The 13,620-nt window shown below is 70.7% G+C and carries 14 protein-coding genes; 7 read left to right on the top strand and 7 right to left on the bottom strand.

All coding sequences use genetic code 11. The annotated features are described in order from the left end of the window. Window positions 1–25: 25 nt before the first annotated feature. The gene (locus ACTT8P_RS15940; protein WP_442832294.1) at window positions 26–1,231 is read left to right on the top strand and encodes an MFS transporter; all 1,206 of its coding nucleotides are present in this window, start codon (window positions 26–28) and stop codon (window positions 1,229–1,231) included. A gap of 23 nt (window positions 1,232–1,254) precedes the next feature. Here the strand turns inward: ACTT8P_RS15940 and ACTT8P_RS15935 are convergent, their stop codons facing one another. Then, window positions 1,255–2,121, bottom strand: coding sequence for a GNAT family N-acetyltransferase (locus ACTT8P_RS15935; protein ID WP_442832293.1), 867 nt, complete (start codon window positions 2,119–2,121; stop codon window positions 1,255–1,257). A gap of 281 nt (window positions 2,122–2,402) precedes the next feature. On the opposite strand from ACTT8P_RS15935, the gene ACTT8P_RS15930 reads away from it, so the two are divergent. Further along, window positions 2,403–3,572, top strand: a complete 1,170-nt coding sequence (locus ACTT8P_RS15930) for a globin domain-containing protein (RefSeq protein WP_442832309.1) — start codon at window positions 2,403–2,405, stop codon at window positions 3,570–3,572. A gap of 11 nt (window positions 3,573–3,583) precedes the next feature. On the opposite strand, the gene ACTT8P_RS15925 is transcribed toward ACTT8P_RS15930, so the two are convergent. The 5 genes from ACTT8P_RS15925 to ACTT8P_RS15905 all read right to left on the bottom strand — a co-directional run bounded on the left by ACTT8P_RS15925 (window position 3,584) and on the right by ACTT8P_RS15905 (window position 7,294). Then, on the bottom strand, window positions 3,584–4,066 hold the full coding sequence (locus ACTT8P_RS15925; protein WP_442832292.1) for an NUDIX domain-containing protein: 483 nt from the start codon (window positions 4,064–4,066) through the stop codon (window positions 3,584–3,586). 62 nt (window positions 4,067–4,128) lie between these two features. Further along, on the bottom strand, window positions 4,129–5,034 hold the full coding sequence (locus tag ACTT8P_RS15920) for a LysR family transcriptional regulator (RefSeq protein ID WP_442832291.1): 906 nt from the start codon (window positions 5,032–5,034) through the stop codon (window positions 4,129–4,131). A gap of 217 nt (window positions 5,035–5,251) precedes the next feature. Beyond that, window positions 5,252–6,427 (bottom strand): cystathionine gamma-lyase, encoded by a 1,176-nt coding sequence (locus ACTT8P_RS15915; RefSeq protein ID WP_442832290.1) that lies wholly within the window; start codon window positions 6,425–6,427, stop codon window positions 5,252–5,254. Next, window positions 6,424–6,912 carry a low molecular weight protein-tyrosine-phosphatase gene (locus ACTT8P_RS15910; protein ID WP_442832289.1) on the bottom strand — a complete coding sequence of 163 codons (489 nt, stop codon included), beginning with the start codon at window positions 6,910–6,912 and terminating at the stop codon, window positions 6,424–6,426. The genes ACTT8P_RS15915 and ACTT8P_RS15910 overlap by 4 nt, the downstream gene beginning before the upstream one ends. Window positions 6,913–6,916: 4 nt before the next feature. After that, a complete protein-coding gene (locus ACTT8P_RS15905) occupies window positions 6,917–7,294 on the bottom strand; it encodes a phage holin family protein (protein ID WP_442832288.1) in 378 nt (125 codons plus the stop codon). 59 nt (window positions 7,295–7,353) lie between these two features. Here ACTT8P_RS15905 and ACTT8P_RS15900 point away from each other — a divergent pair, with 59 nt between their 5' ends. The 4 genes from ACTT8P_RS15900 (at window position 7,354) to ACTT8P_RS15885 (ending at window position 9,614) form a co-directional block, all read left to right on the top strand. Continuing rightward, on the top strand, window positions 7,354–7,671 hold the full coding sequence (locus tag ACTT8P_RS15900; protein WP_361158897.1) for a cupin domain-containing protein: 318 nt from the start codon (window positions 7,354–7,356) through the stop codon (window positions 7,669–7,671). Between the two features lie 156 nt (window positions 7,672–7,827). Then, complete coding sequence (locus tag ACTT8P_RS15895; protein ID WP_442832287.1) at window positions 7,828–8,040, top strand: DUF5326 family protein; 213 nt, start codon at window positions 7,828–7,830, stop codon at window positions 8,038–8,040. Between the two features lie 312 nt (window positions 8,041–8,352). Then, window positions 8,353–9,078 (top strand): IclR family transcriptional regulator, encoded by a 726-nt coding sequence (locus ACTT8P_RS15890; protein ID WP_442832308.1) that lies wholly within the window; start codon window positions 8,353–8,355, stop codon window positions 9,076–9,078. Window positions 9,079–9,176: 98 nt separating this feature from the next. After that, entirely contained in the window at window positions 9,177–9,614 is a 438-nt protein-coding gene (locus ACTT8P_RS15885) for an SsgA family sporulation/cell division regulator (protein WP_442832286.1), read from the top strand. A 119-nt stretch (window positions 9,615–9,733) separates the two neighbouring features. Here the strand turns inward: ACTT8P_RS15885 and ACTT8P_RS15880 are convergent, their stop codons facing one another. Then, window positions 9,734–11,488, bottom strand: a complete 1,755-nt coding sequence (locus ACTT8P_RS15880; RefSeq protein ID WP_442832285.1) for a YibE/F family protein — start codon at window positions 11,486–11,488, stop codon at window positions 9,734–9,736. A 254-nt stretch (window positions 11,489–11,742) separates the two neighbouring features. On the opposite strand from ACTT8P_RS15880, the gene thiC reads away from it, so the two are divergent. Further along, entirely contained in the window at window positions 11,743–13,515 is a 1,773-nt protein-coding gene (gene thiC / locus ACTT8P_RS15875; RefSeq protein ID WP_442832284.1) for a phosphomethylpyrimidine synthase ThiC, read from the top strand. Window positions 13,516–13,620: the final 105 nt, after the last annotated feature.

Below are 13,620 nucleotides of genomic sequence, written 5' to 3'. Positions count from 1 at the left end.
AATCTCTGGGAAGGTGTACCCGCCCATGCCGCTCGCGCTTCTCGCCCTGGCGATCGGGGCCTTCGGGATCGGAACGACCGAGTTCGTGATCATGGGGTTGCTGCCCGAGGTCGCCGCCGACTACGGGGTCTCCATCCCCACCGCCGGGTTCCTGGTGACCGGCTATGCCCTGGGCGTCATGCTCGGCGCGCCGCTGATGACCGTGCTCGGCACCAGGATCCGCCGCAAACGGATGCTGATGCTGCTGATGGCGCTGTTCGTCGTCGGCAACCTGCTGTCCGCCCTCGCGCCCGCCTTCTCCGTCATGCTGATCGGCCGGGTGGTGGCCTCACTCGCCCACGGCGCCTTCTTCGGTATCGGTTCGGTGGTCGCCGCCGAGCTCGTGGCGCCCGGCAGGAAGGCCGGGGCCATCGCCATGATGTTCACCGGGCTGACCGTCGCCAACGTGGTCGGTGTCCCGCTGGGTACCCTCGTCGGTCAGTCCCTGGGCTGGCGGGTCACCTTCGCTCTCGTCGCCGCGCTCGGCGTCGTCGGCCTGGCCGGCATCGCCAAACTGGTCCCCGATCTGCCGAAGCCGGAGGGCGTACGGCTCCGGCACGAACTGGCCGCCTTCCGGAACGTCCAGGTGTTGCTCGCGATGGCGATGACCGTCCTCGGGTTCGGCGGAGTCTTCGCGGCCATCACCTACATCGCGCCGATGATGACCCAGGTGGCGGGCTTCGCCGACGCCTCGGTCACCTGGCTGCTGGTGCTCTTCGGACTCGGCATGGTCGGCGGCAATCTCGTCGGCGGCCGACTGGCCGACCGCGCCACCATGCCCCTGCTGTACGTGTCGCTGGGCGCGCTGGCCGTGGTGCTGGCGCTGTTCACGCTGACCGCGCACAACCAGGCCGCGGCGGCCGTGACCGTCGTGCTGATCGGTGCCTTCGGCTTCGCGACCGTTCCGCCGCTCCAGAAGCGGGTCCTCGACCACGCCCACGGAGCGCCGACCCTGGCCTCGGCCGTGAACATCGGTGCCTTCAACCTGGGCAACGCCCTGTCCGCCTGGCTCGGCGGTCTCGTCATCGCCGCCGGACTCGGCTACACCGCCCCCAACGGGGTGGGCGCCGTGCTGGCCGCGGCCGCCCTGGTCCTCGCCCTCGTCTCGGCCGCCCTCGAACGGCGGGCCGGCGGTACCGGCACCGTCGTCGCGGGCTCCCGGCCGGCCGGCCACCGGACGGCCGTGCACTGACCGCCTCGGGTCGGCGCCCGTGGTCAGCCGGCCGCCACCGTCAGCGGAGCGAACCGGCGGGTCCAGTCCCCCGGCAGCTCCGTGACGCCGTACGTCATCACCGCGGTGTGGGCGACGGACGACAGACCGTGGGCCTTGACCCAGACCAGCAGTTCCTCGTGCCGCACATCGATGTCCGTGCGCAGCGGGCCGTCGGTGTGCGCGGCGAGGGAGGCGAACAGCGCCTTGGCCGTCTCCGGGTCGCGGGCGATCAGCGGACCCACGACAAGGCTGTCCGTGGTGGGCCAGGCCGCGGCGTAGCCAAGGAGCCGGCCGTTCTCCTCCGCGACCCGGAAGCGGTCGGCGAAGGCGGGCAGCCGCGTGATGATGTGCGTGCGGTCCGTGCCGAAGACCTCCGCGTCGAGACGCAGCACCGTGGTGAGGTCCTCGGCCGTGGCCGCCCGGGTGGCGATCCGGGACGCGGAGCCGTCCGGCGAGAAGCGGCCGCGGACCATCTCCGCGCCGCCGGTGACCTTGAAGCCCAGCTCTTCGTAGAGCGGCCGGCCGTTCGGGGTCGCGTGCAGGGTCAGCGGAGTGGGTCCCAGCGCCGTCATGACATGGCGCATGAGTCGGCGTCCGACTCCCCGGCGGGCATGCCGCGCGGCGACCAGCACCATGCCGACAGCCGCCAGCGACGGACGCTCGGGCAGCCCGTACTCGGTGACGGTGCAGGCGGCGACCAGACCGCCACCAGGGTCGTCGATGCCATACCCCTTCCCGGCCGTGAGGAGCAGACCCCACTTGTGTTCTTCGCGGGGCCATCCGCGGTCCTCGGACAGATCGGCGCACGCGGTGAGGTCGCGGAAGGTCAGCCGGCGGATCGGCAGGGCGGCGAGGGAAGGAGTCGGCACGCGGGCCAGGCTGTCCGACGGCGGCCTCTGTCGTCCACCTGTTTCCGGTGAGACGCACGGGCTTTTGGCCATGTCATGGGTGAGCTGGGCGGTGTGGGAGGCGCGGCGGGATGTTTCACGTGAAACAGCGGCGAACGTGGGTGGTCGGCCCAGAAGGGCGACAGGGCGCAGACAGGCGGGCAGCGTAACCTGCGGTCTGATCGAAGACCCGTGATTCCGGGTATGCGACCGGGACGCCCTCGCACGGTGGGACTCTCGGGCAGAGCGCTGCGACGCATGTCCTGGCGAAGGGCGGGGACCGGCCGCAAGCTGTTCGAGGTGAGGCACACATGGACGCGTCCTTGGACGCCCTCCTCATCCGCCGCACCCTGGCGGAGATCGCGCCCATGTCCGAAAAGGTCACCTCGTACTTCTACGCCCTCCTCTTCGTCCGCCACCCGGAGCTGCGCACGCTGTTCCCGCCCGCGATGGACGTGCAACGCGACCGACTGTTCAACGCGCTGCTCACGGCCGCCGAGCACATCGACAATCCGCCGGTCCTCACCGCGTACCTTCAGCACCTCGGCCGCGGCCACCGCAAGTACGGCACCCGCTCCGAGCACTACCCGGCCGTCGGGGAGTGCCTGCTCGGCGCGCTGAGCCAGTACGCCACCGACACCTGGGACGCGGAGACCGAACGGGCCTGGGTCCGGGCCTATACGGGCATCTCGCAGATCATGATCGACGCGGCGGCGCAGGACGAACTGCACGCCCCGGCCTGGTGGCACGCGGAGATCGTCGGGCACGACCTCAGAACGGCGGACGTCGCGGTTCTCACCCTCCGCCCCGATCAGCCGTACCCCTTCCTCGCCGGGCAGTACACGAGCCTGGAGACCCCGTGGTGGCCACGGGTCTGGCGGCACTACTCCTTCGCGTCGGCGCCCCGCTCCGACGGATTGCTGTCCCTTCATGTGAAGGCCGTCCCGGCGGGCTGGGTCTCGGGGGCCCTGGTGCACCGCGCCCGGCCCGGCGACATCATCCGTCTCGGGCCGCCGGCCGGGTCGATGACCGTGGACCACACCACCGACAGCGGTCTGCTCTGTCTCGGCGGCGGAACCGGCATAGCACCCATCAAGGCCCTCGTCGAGGACATCGCGGAACATGGCGAGCGGCGGCCGGTCGAGGTGTTCTACGGCGCCCGCACCGACCACGACCTGTACGACATCGACACCATGCTGCGGCTCCAGCAGGCCCATTCCTGGCTCTCGGTCCGGGCGGTCACGGATCAGCGGGCCCGTCTCCGGCTCCCCGACGCGGTCCGTTCCTACGGACCCTGGAGTGAGTACGACGCCTATCTGTCGGGGCCGCCCGGGATGATCCGCCGGGGCGTGACCACCTTGCGGGCGAGCGGCATCCCGCTGGAGCGGATACGGCACGACACGGTGGACGAACCGGTCGGGGCGGGGGACTGAGCGCGCCGGTCTCAGCCCAGGTCGGGCGCGTGCATGGCCCGTACCCCTTCGATGTTGCCGTCCAGATAGTGCCGCAGCGACAGCGGGACAAGATGGACCGTGGCGATGCCGACCCGGGTGAACGGCACCCGGACGATCTCGTACTCCCCGGCCGGCTCCTCGACCTCGGGGCCGTGGCGCAGGGCCGGATCCATGGACTCCAGGTGGCAGACGAAGAAGTGCTGCACCTTCACACCCGTCGCGCCGCCGTCCTCGCCGATGTGCTCCACCGTGTCCACGAAACAGGGCACCACATCGGTGATCTTGGCGCCGAGCTCCTCGTACACCTCGCGGTGCAGGGCGTCGACGACGGTCGAGTCCTCCGGCTCGACCCCGCCGCCAGGGGTGACCCAGTAGGGGTCCACACCGGGCTTGGTGCGCTTGATCAGGATCAGGTCGGCGCCGTCCAGCAGCACGGCACGGGCGGTGCGCTTGACCACGGGTCGGTCGGTCATGGGGGAAATGTGGCCCGGCTGGTTCCACGTGAAACATCGCGGAACGTCACGGGCGGCGGCGCTCAGTTCCAGTCGACCGCGGCTCGGAGCAGCCACTCATGGGCCCGCGCGATGTGCGGCATCGCCAGCGTGCCGGTGCGCACCGCCAGGAAGTAGGTGCGCAGCGGCGGCACCGCCGGGTCGTGCAGGCGGACCAGGTCACCGCGCTCCAGCGCCTCGGCGCCCAGATAGCGGGGCAGCACCGCGAGCCCGGCGCCCGCGACGGCGCAGGCGAGCACCGCCCGCAGGTCGGGCACGATGATCGTCCCGGGGACGGCCGGGCAGGTGTCGAAGACGGAGGCCCAGTAGCGGGCCACAAAGGGCAGCGACTCATGCACCTCGACCACGGGCACGCGCTCCAGCGCGGACATCCCGTCACCGGTCCGCCCGGCGGCGCCGATCTGCTTGGCCCAGCGGGGAGCGGTGACCAGAACGTGCTCCTCGTCGCAGAGCGGAGTCGCCGTGAGCAGAGCGCCGCGTGGACGGGCCGTACTGATGGCCAGATCATGATGTCCGGCGGCCAGTCCCTCCAGCGTCTGGTCCGCGTTTCCGAAGGAGGCGCGCAGTGCGAAACCCTGGCCGTCCTCGCCGGTGAGCTCCGTGAGCGCGGGCAGCGCGCGCTCGGCGGTGAACTCGGAGGGCCCGGCCAGGTGCAGCGTACGTAAGGACGACTCGTCGTCGAGGCCGGTCTCGGCTATCTCCACCAGGGCGTCGAGGTGCGGGGCGGCCTTGTGCGCCAGTTCCTCGCCGATGGTCGTGGCGGTCACGCCGCGCGCCTGGCGCAGGAAGAGCGGCCGGCCGAGCTGCCGCTCCAGCGTGCGGATCTGCGAGGTGACGGCCGGCTGGGAGAGGCCGAGCAGGGCGGCGGCGCGAGTGAAGGAACCGGCCCGGTGAACCGTCACGAACGTGCGCAACAAGGCCAGATCCACGAGAGCCCTTCCCCTCTTCCGCCCTTCTCCCGGCCCCCCGGCACCGCCCAACTATAAATATGTCGATAGGCGTCTGTCGCTACTGTGATTGGACACTGACACAGAGTCAACTAGCCTTGTGCACGCGGTTCTTCGCGCGCGGAACCGAGGGCGGTCCGAGTCACGAGGGGGGAGGCTCGGACCGCCCGCCGTACCGGGAACAGGTCCCGCAGCCGGGTCAGCCGGCGGCCGCGTCCAGGGCCCGCAGCAGATCGGCCACCAGATCCTCCGGGTCCTCGGCGCCGACCGACAGGCGGATGAAGCCCTCCGGCACCGCGTCGCCGCCCCAGCGGCCGCGCCGCTCCGCCGTGGAACGCAAGCCGCCGAAGCTGGTCGCGTCGTCCACCAGGCGCAGCGCGTCCAGAAAACGGTCGGCACGCGCGCGCGTGGGCAGCGTGAAGGACACCACGCACCCGTAGCGCCGCATCTGCCGCGCGGCGATCTGGTGCGACGGGTCGTCGGGCAGCCCCGGGTACCGCAGCCCCGTGACCTCGGAACGGCTCCGCAGCACCTCGGCGACCTTCAGGGCGGTGGCGTTCTGCCGGTCCGCGCGCAGCTGGAGGGTGGCGAGCGAGCGGTGGGCGAGCCAGGCCTCCATCGGGCCGGGGATGGCACCGACGATCTTGCGCCAGCGCCGTACCGCGGTCATGGCCTCGCCGCCGCGGCCGGCGACGTATCCCAGGAGGATGTCCCCGTGGCCGGTGAGCTGCTTGGTGCCGCTGGCCACCACGAAGTCCGCGCCCAGCTCCAGCGGGCGCTGCCCGAGCGGCGTGGCGAGGGTGTTGTCGACGGCGACCAGCGCGCCCCGCGCGTGGGCCGCCTCGACCAGCCGCCGGATGTCGCAGACGTCGAGGCCGGGGTTGGAGGGCGACTCGATCCACAGCAGCCTCGCCCCGTCCAGCAGGCCGAGCTGGGCGTCCCCGGCGGTGGGCGCGGTGCGCACCTCGATGCCGTACGCCTCCAGCTGCGCGCGCACCAGCGGCAGCACCTGGTAGCCGTCGTCCGGCAGGACGACCGCGTCGCCGGCGCGCAGCTGGGAAAAGAGCACCGAGGAGATCGCCGCCATGCCGGAGGCGAACACGAGCGTCTCCACGTCGTCCCGCCCGGGTGCCTCAAGACCGCCGATGGCGCTCTCCAGCAGCGTCCAGGTCGGGTTCTCGTCGCGGCCGTACGTGTACGGGCCGGTGGGGTCGCCCGGCAGATGGAAGTGGGCGGCGAACACCGGACCGGGCAGGGTCGGCTCGTGCTTGACCGGCTCGGGCAGCCCGGCGCGCACGGCGCGCGTGCCGTCGCCCGCCTCCCGCGGCAGCGCCGCCGCCTCGATGTTCCGTCCGTCGCCGGCTGAATCGTTCATGCCGCTCGTCCTTCCACTTGCTCGCGTACCGCGGCGAGCAGACCGGTGCTCGCCGCCTCCACCATCTCAAGGCACTCCTCGAAGCCGTCCGCGCCCCCGTAGTACGGGTCCGGTACGTCGAGGCCGTCGGCGCCCGGGTCGTACGACCGCAGCAGGCGCACCTTGGCGGCGTCCCGCGCGGTGGGCGCCAGGCGGCGCAGGTCGCTCAGGTGTCCGGCGTCCAGGGCGATGACGAGGTCCAGGCGGGCGAACCAGGAGGCGTGGAACCGCCGGGCCGTGTGGTCGACGGCGTAACCGTGGGCCTCGAGGACGTCCACGGTGCGCGGGTCCGCGCCCTCGCCCTCGTGCCAGCCGTCCGTGCCGGCGCTGTCGGCCTCGACCAGGCCGTCGAGCCCGGCCTCGGCCAGGCGCGCGTGGAAGACGGCCTCGGCCATCGGTGAACGGCAGATGTTGCCGGTGCAGACGAAACAGACGCGGTAGGTCATCGGGTCAGTCCTTGTCCGGCAGGACCATGTTCAGCGCCCAGGAGACGATCGAGATGATCAGACCGCCGAGGACAGCGGTCCAGAATCCCTCCACATGGAAGCTGAGATCGAGCTTGTCGGCCAGCCAGGAGGTGAGCATCAGCATCAGCGCGTTCACCACCAGGGTGAACAGGCCGAGGGTCAGGATGAACAGCGGAAACGTCAGCACCTGGACGATCGGCTTGACCAGAAGGTTCACCAGGCCGAAGACCAGCGCGACGAGGATCAGCGTGCCGGCCTTCTTGCCGGTGCCGCCCCCGGTCAGTGTGATCTTGTCGATGAGCCACACGGCGACCGCCAGGGCGGCCGCGTTCGCGATCGTCTTGACTACGAAATTCTTCATGTGTCTGATCGTGGCAGACACGATCGGCAACCAATGGTGAAGCAGGGGCGGACGAGGCGATGAAGGCATTCCGGCTGGACGAACTGGAGGCGGAACGCGCCGCCAACGACGGTGCCTACCTGCAATTCCTGCGGGAGCGGAACATGTCGGTCGGCCTGTACGCGCTCGACGCCGGCACCGCCGACCCGCAGCAGCCGCACGCGCAGGACGAGGTGTACTTCGTCGTCAGCGGCCGGGCCGCGATCACCGTCGGCATGGAGACGACCCAGGTGGCCCGCGGCAGCGTGGTGTACGTGCCGGCCGGGGTCGCCCACAAGTTCCACCACATCAGCGAGGACCTGAGGGTGCTGGTGGTCTTCTCTCCGCCCGAGAGCTGACCCGTGGCCTCCGGATTCCCTAGGGGATCGGTCAGGGGAGGACAAGGGCTGCCGGGCCCCCGCACCGAACCCGCGCCGCCTAGCATCGAGTGCAGGACATCAGGATTCCCGGACACCGGGAGAATCCCGGGAACGGGAGAGACGAGGACGAGGTCGATGCGTGAGATCTTCGCGGGACTGCCGTGGTGGGTGAAGTGGATCGCGGTGCCGGTCATCGCCCTGGTCGTGTTCGGCGGCCTGATCGCCAGCGTGGTCGGGTTCGTGATCGGCCTGCTCTTCAAGCTGCTGGTCTTCGTGGCCCTGGTCGGTGGCCTGATCTACATCGTGCGGAAGTTCATGTCGAACTCCTCCTCCCGCAGCGACTGGTGAGGCCCGTGGGGCACCGGTGGGGGTAACAGGAACCACCGGTTCCCTCGCGCGGGGGACATTTCCCCGGCAGGCCGCCTGCGCGCGGTGACAGCCGGTTAGAGTCCGGAACTCCAGGCGGGGACGACCCCGCAGCGGCGTACACCCCCACCCGTGTTCCCCGCAACGGCTGCCCCCTCGCTCCGGGAGTGACCCTTGACCACGGCTGACACCGCACCAGTCCACCCGCCCACGCTCCCCGCCCAGCCCCGCTCTCCGGCCCCCACCGCGGACGCCCCGCCCCCCGACCCGCCCACCGGGACCTTCATCGGCTCCGTGCAGCGGGCGATGCGCCTGCTGGAGTGCGTGGCCGGACACCGGTACGGCGCACCCGCCAAGCAACTGGCCCGGGAGACCGGACTGGCCCTGCCCACGGCCTACCATCTGCTGCGCACCCTGGTGCACGAGGGCTATCTGCGCCGCGACAAGGGCCTCTTCTTCCTCGGCGCGGCGGCCGAACGGCTGAGCGGCAGCGCGGCGCAGCAGAAACGTCGCAGCGCGCTGGCGGAGACGCTCGCCGGACTGAGCGAGACGATCGGCGTCCCCGTGTACTACGCGGTGTACCGCGACGGGGAGGTCGACATCGTGTGCGTCGCGGACACGCCGGGCGCTCCCGCGGTCGAGGAATGGGCGGACTTCCGTTCGACCGCGCACGCGCACGCCATCGGTCAGTGCCTGCTGGCACAACTGGACGAAGAGGCCCGCCGGGACCACCTCGACCGCCATCCGGTGCGGCCCGTCACCCGGTACACCGTGCGTGACGGCCACAGTCTGCTGAAGCGGCTCGAGCACCTGGGGCGTACGGAGCCGGTGACCGAGTACCAGGAGTACGCGCTGGGCACGGTGTGCGGGGCGATCCCGCTCACCGTCGGCAGCGCGGTGGCGACCGTGGCCATTTCGCTGCCCGTGCACCAGGCCGACCGGCTGCTGCCCGCCATGCGGCAGCTGCAGAGCGAGGTGGGGCGGCTGCTGGGGTCGCTCTCGCTCTCTATCAGTATGTGAAAACTAACTCCTTGTGATCTGGTGTGTACGTTCAGCAAGATGCCACCAGTGTTAGAGGTTGATTCCCGGCCAGTCGACGGCGAATGACGGGGTATGTGATGCGCGAGTCCGTACAGGCAGAGGTCATGATGAGCTTTCTCGTGTCCGAGGAGCTCTCCTTCCGTATCCCGGTGGAGCTGCGCTACGAGACCAGTGATCCCTACGCCGTGCGACTGACCTTCCATCTGCCCGGTGACGCCCCGGTTACCTGGGCCTTCGGACGTGAGCTGCTGATCGACGGGGTCGGCCGGCCCTGCGGCGACGGCGATGTGCGCATCTCGCCCGTCGATCCCGAGCCGCTGGCCGAAGTACTGATCCGCCTTCAGGTCGGGTCCGACCAGGCGCTGTTCCGCTCCTCGGCGGCACCGCTGGTGGCCTTCCTCGACCGCACCGACAAGCTGGTGCCGCTGGGCCAGGAGGGGGTGCTCGCCGACTTCGACGCACACCTCGACGAGGCGCTGGACCGCATCCTGGCCGAGGAACAGAGCGCGGGCTGAAGCGTTCCGGCAGTCCTGAGGCGGTGGCGTAACGCTTCGCCGGATGCCGTCCACCGTGCCGGAACGATCCTGCAAGCCGTTCCGAGCGCCGCGGACGGCGGCCGGGCCCGGCGTCCCCGTCACCGCTTGCGGCGGCGCCCCCGGCCCCCGCGAGCCGCGGCCGGGGCGGCCGGGGCGGCGGTGGCGGGAGTCCCCGCCGGGGCGGCGCCGGGGCCGGGCCGGTCGGCGGCGACGACGAGCGCCGCGAGCGCGGTGGTCACCGGCACCGATGCCACCAGGCCGATGGAACCGACCAGGGTGCGCACGATCTCCTCCGCGACCAGTTCGCTGTTGGCCACCGAGCCGACGCTGCTCTGCGCGATCGAGAACAGCAGCAGCAACGGCAGCGCGGCACCCGCGTAGGCCAGGACGAGCGTGTTGACCACGGACGCGATGTGGTCCCGGCCGATCCGGATGCCCGCGCGGTACAGGCCCCGCCGGCCCAGCGTCGGATTGGCCTCGTGCAGTTCCCAGACCGCCGAGGTCTGCGTCACCGTCACATCGTCCAGCACACCGAGCGAACCGATGATGACCCCCGCCAGCAGCAGACCGCTCATGTCGATCGACGGGTACAGGCCGTGGATCAGGCCCGTGTTGTCGTCCGTGTCCCCGGTCAGCGCGGCCCAGCCGATGAACAGCGAACCGAGGACGCCGATCAGCACCAGCGAGACCAGTGTGCCGAGCACTGCCACGGAGGTGCGGGCCGACAGCCCGTGGCACAGATACAGGGCGATCAGCATGATGGCGCTCGACCCGATCACCGCCACGAGCAGCGGGTTCGAACCCTGGAGGATCGCGGGCAGGATGAAGAAGTTCAGCACCAGGAAGCTGATCGCCAGCGCGACCAGCGCCATCACACCCCGCAGCCGCCCGACGACCACGACGGCGAGCGCGAAAATGCCGGCCAGCAGCGCCATCGGGAAGCTGCGGTTGATGTCGGAGACCGAGTACTGGAGGTCCTTCGGCGCGGAGGGCTCGTAGGAGACCACCACCTTCTGACCCTGGCTCAGCTGCCGGGACTGGTCCGGCTGCACGATCTCGGTGAACGTACGGCCCTTGTCCTTGCCCGTGTCGACCCGGATCGTCGCCTTCTTGCAGGTGCCGCTCTCCTGCTGCTGCGCCGAGGAGCCCTCCGCGGTGGACGTGTCCCCGGTGGCAGGGACGTTGGAGCCGTTGACGTCCTGGCAGCTCATCGACGTCACCTTGGTGACCGTCGCCTGCTGCGTCTGCCGGTCGAAGCCCACCCCGGTGCGTTCGTGGGCCGGCGCGCCGCCCGGCCAGAGCAGGGCGAGCCCCACCACCACGGCCGCGGCGAAGGGGACCAGCACCGCGGCGATGACCTTGCGCAGGTGGCGGGAGACAGGGGCGGCCGGACCGTGACTGTGCGAGTGACCGTGCCCGCCGCCGACGGGGCCGTGCCCGCCGCCGCCCGGGCCGTGACCGCCCCCCGGACCGGGCCCGCCGTCTCCTGGACCGTGGCCACTGCCCCCCGGGCCGTGACCGTCTCCTGACCCGTGAGCACTGCCCCCTGGACCGTGAACACCTCCCCCCGGACCATGACCGCCATGACCGCCATGACCGCCGCCGGGCCCGTGGCCGTGTCCTCCGCCCCCGGCCACGGGGCCCTGTCCGCCGCCCGGACCCGGTCCCGGCCCCTGCGCTGCCCCGCCGTGTCCGTACTCCTGCTGCGGTCCTGGGGCGGGCGCCCGGCCATGCCCACGGCCCTCAGCGGCGGAACCGTCGTCGTCCCAGGAGCCGCTGCCGTCGCCGCCACCCGTGCCCGGTCCGCGGCGAGGTTCGGACGGGGGAAAAGAAGGACGCTGCGTCGTGGTCACGGCCCGATCATCGCAAGAACGAAGGGGGCCCTCTGTTCACCGCGCCCGAATTGACGCTAGCGTGGAGGCACCTTTTGTACACGCGGGAGCTCGGAGCACCGGGCTGAGAGGGCGCTGACCTCCGTCCCAGCGATGTTTCACGGGAAACATCCCCGAAGTCGGGTGATGTTTCCCACGAAGCGTCGGCAGACGGATACCGCTGCGTCGACCGCCGAACCTGTTACCGGGTAATGCCGGCGTAGGGAGTAGGTCTCATGACCATCAGGGACGCACGCACGCCTGCCTCCGTTCAGAACGAGGCCGGGAAGTCCATCGGCTGGCACAAGGCGTATGTCGAGGGTTCGCGCCCCGGCCTGCGGGTGCCGGTCCGTCAGGTGCACCTCACCAACGGGCAGTCGGTCACCCTGTACGACACCTCGGGCCCGTACACCGACCCGCTCGTCGACACCGATGTGCGCCGGGGGCTGCCCCCGCTGCGCGAGAACTGGATCATCGCCCGCGGCGACACCGAAGAGTACGCCGGCCGCCCCGTTCGCCCCGAGGACGACGGCGTAAAGCACACCTCGCCGCGCGGCGGACTGCGCAACCTGGACGCGGTCTTCCCCGGCCGCCCCCGCCAGCCCCGGCGCGCGCGCGGCCAACAGGCGGTGACACAGCTCGCGTACGCGCGCATCGGCGAGATCACACCGGAGATGGAGTACGTGGCCGTCCGGGAGAACGTCGCGCCGGAGGTCGTACGTGAGGAGATCGCGGCGGGCCGGGCGGTCCTTCCGGCCAACGTCAACCACCCGGAGATCGAGCCGATGATCATCGGCAAGCGGTTCCTGGTGAAGGTCAACGCCAACATCGGCAACTCGGCGGTCACGTCCTCCATCGAGGAGGAGGTCGAGAAGATGACCTGGGCGACCCGCTGGGGCGCCGACACGGTCATGGACCTGTCCACCGGCCGCAACATTCACACCACCCGCGAGTGGGTGCTGCGCAACTCCCCCGTGCCCATCGGCACGGTCCCGCTCTACCAGGCGCTGGAAAAGGTCGACGGCCGGGCGGAGGAGCTGACCTGGGAGGTCTACAAGGACACGGTGATCGAACAGGCCGAGCAGGGCGTGGACTACATGACGGTCCACGCGGGCGTACGCCTGCCGTACGTGCCGCTGACCGCCAACCGGAAGACCGGCATCGTCTCGCGCGGCGGCTCGATCATGGCGGCCTGGTGCCTGGCGCACCACAAGGAGTCGTTCCTGTACGAGCACTTCGAGGAACTGTGCGAGATCCTCGCCGCCTACGACGTCACGTACTCGCTCGGCGACGGTCTTCGGCCGGGGTCGATCGCGGACGCCAACGACGAGGCGCAGTTCGCGGAGTTGCGCACGCTCGGGGAACTCAACACGATCGCCAAGCGTTTCAACGTACAGACCATGATCGAGGGCCCGGGACATGTCCCGATGCACAAGATCAAGGAGAACATCGACCTTCAGCAGGAGATCTGCGATGAAGCCCCGTTCTATACGCTCGGCCCGCTGACCACCGACGTCGCGCCGGCCTACGACCACATCACCTCCGGCATCGGTGCCGCGATGATCGCCTGGTGGGGCACGGCCATGCTCTGCTACGTCACGCCCAAGGAGCACCTGGGCCTGCCCAACCGGGGCGACGTGAAGACCGGGGTCATCACCTACAAGATCGCCGCGCACGCCGCCGACCTCGCCAAGGGGCACCCGGGTGCGCAGGAATGGGACGACTCGCTGTCCGACGCCCGGTTCGAGTTCAGGTGGGAGGACCAGTTCAACCTCGCCCTCGACCCGGACACGGCACGGGAGTTCCACGACGAGACGCTGCCGGCCGAGCCCGCCAAGACGGCGCACTTCTGCTCGATGTGCGGGCCGAAGTTCTGCTCGATGAAGATCTCCCAGGACATCCGCCGCGAGCATGGCGGCGGCAGGGGTGAGATCGAAGCGGGCATGGCGCAGAAGTCGAAGGAGTTCGCGGAGGCGGGCAACCGCGTCTATCTGCCGATCGCGGACTGACCCGACCGCCCTGGCCGACCCAACCAACCCGGCCGACCGGTCCGGTGAGCGGTGGGAGAGGGAAGCCCTCCCGCCGGTCCCGGGTGCGCCACCGACGTGCGCTCC

Source organism: Streptomyces sp. JW3, from assembly GCF_052216785.1.
Classification (GTDB): Bacteria; Actinomycetota; Actinomycetes; order Streptomycetales; family Streptomycetaceae; genus Streptomyces.
This window is presented reverse-complemented; position numbering and strand designations above follow the sequence as displayed.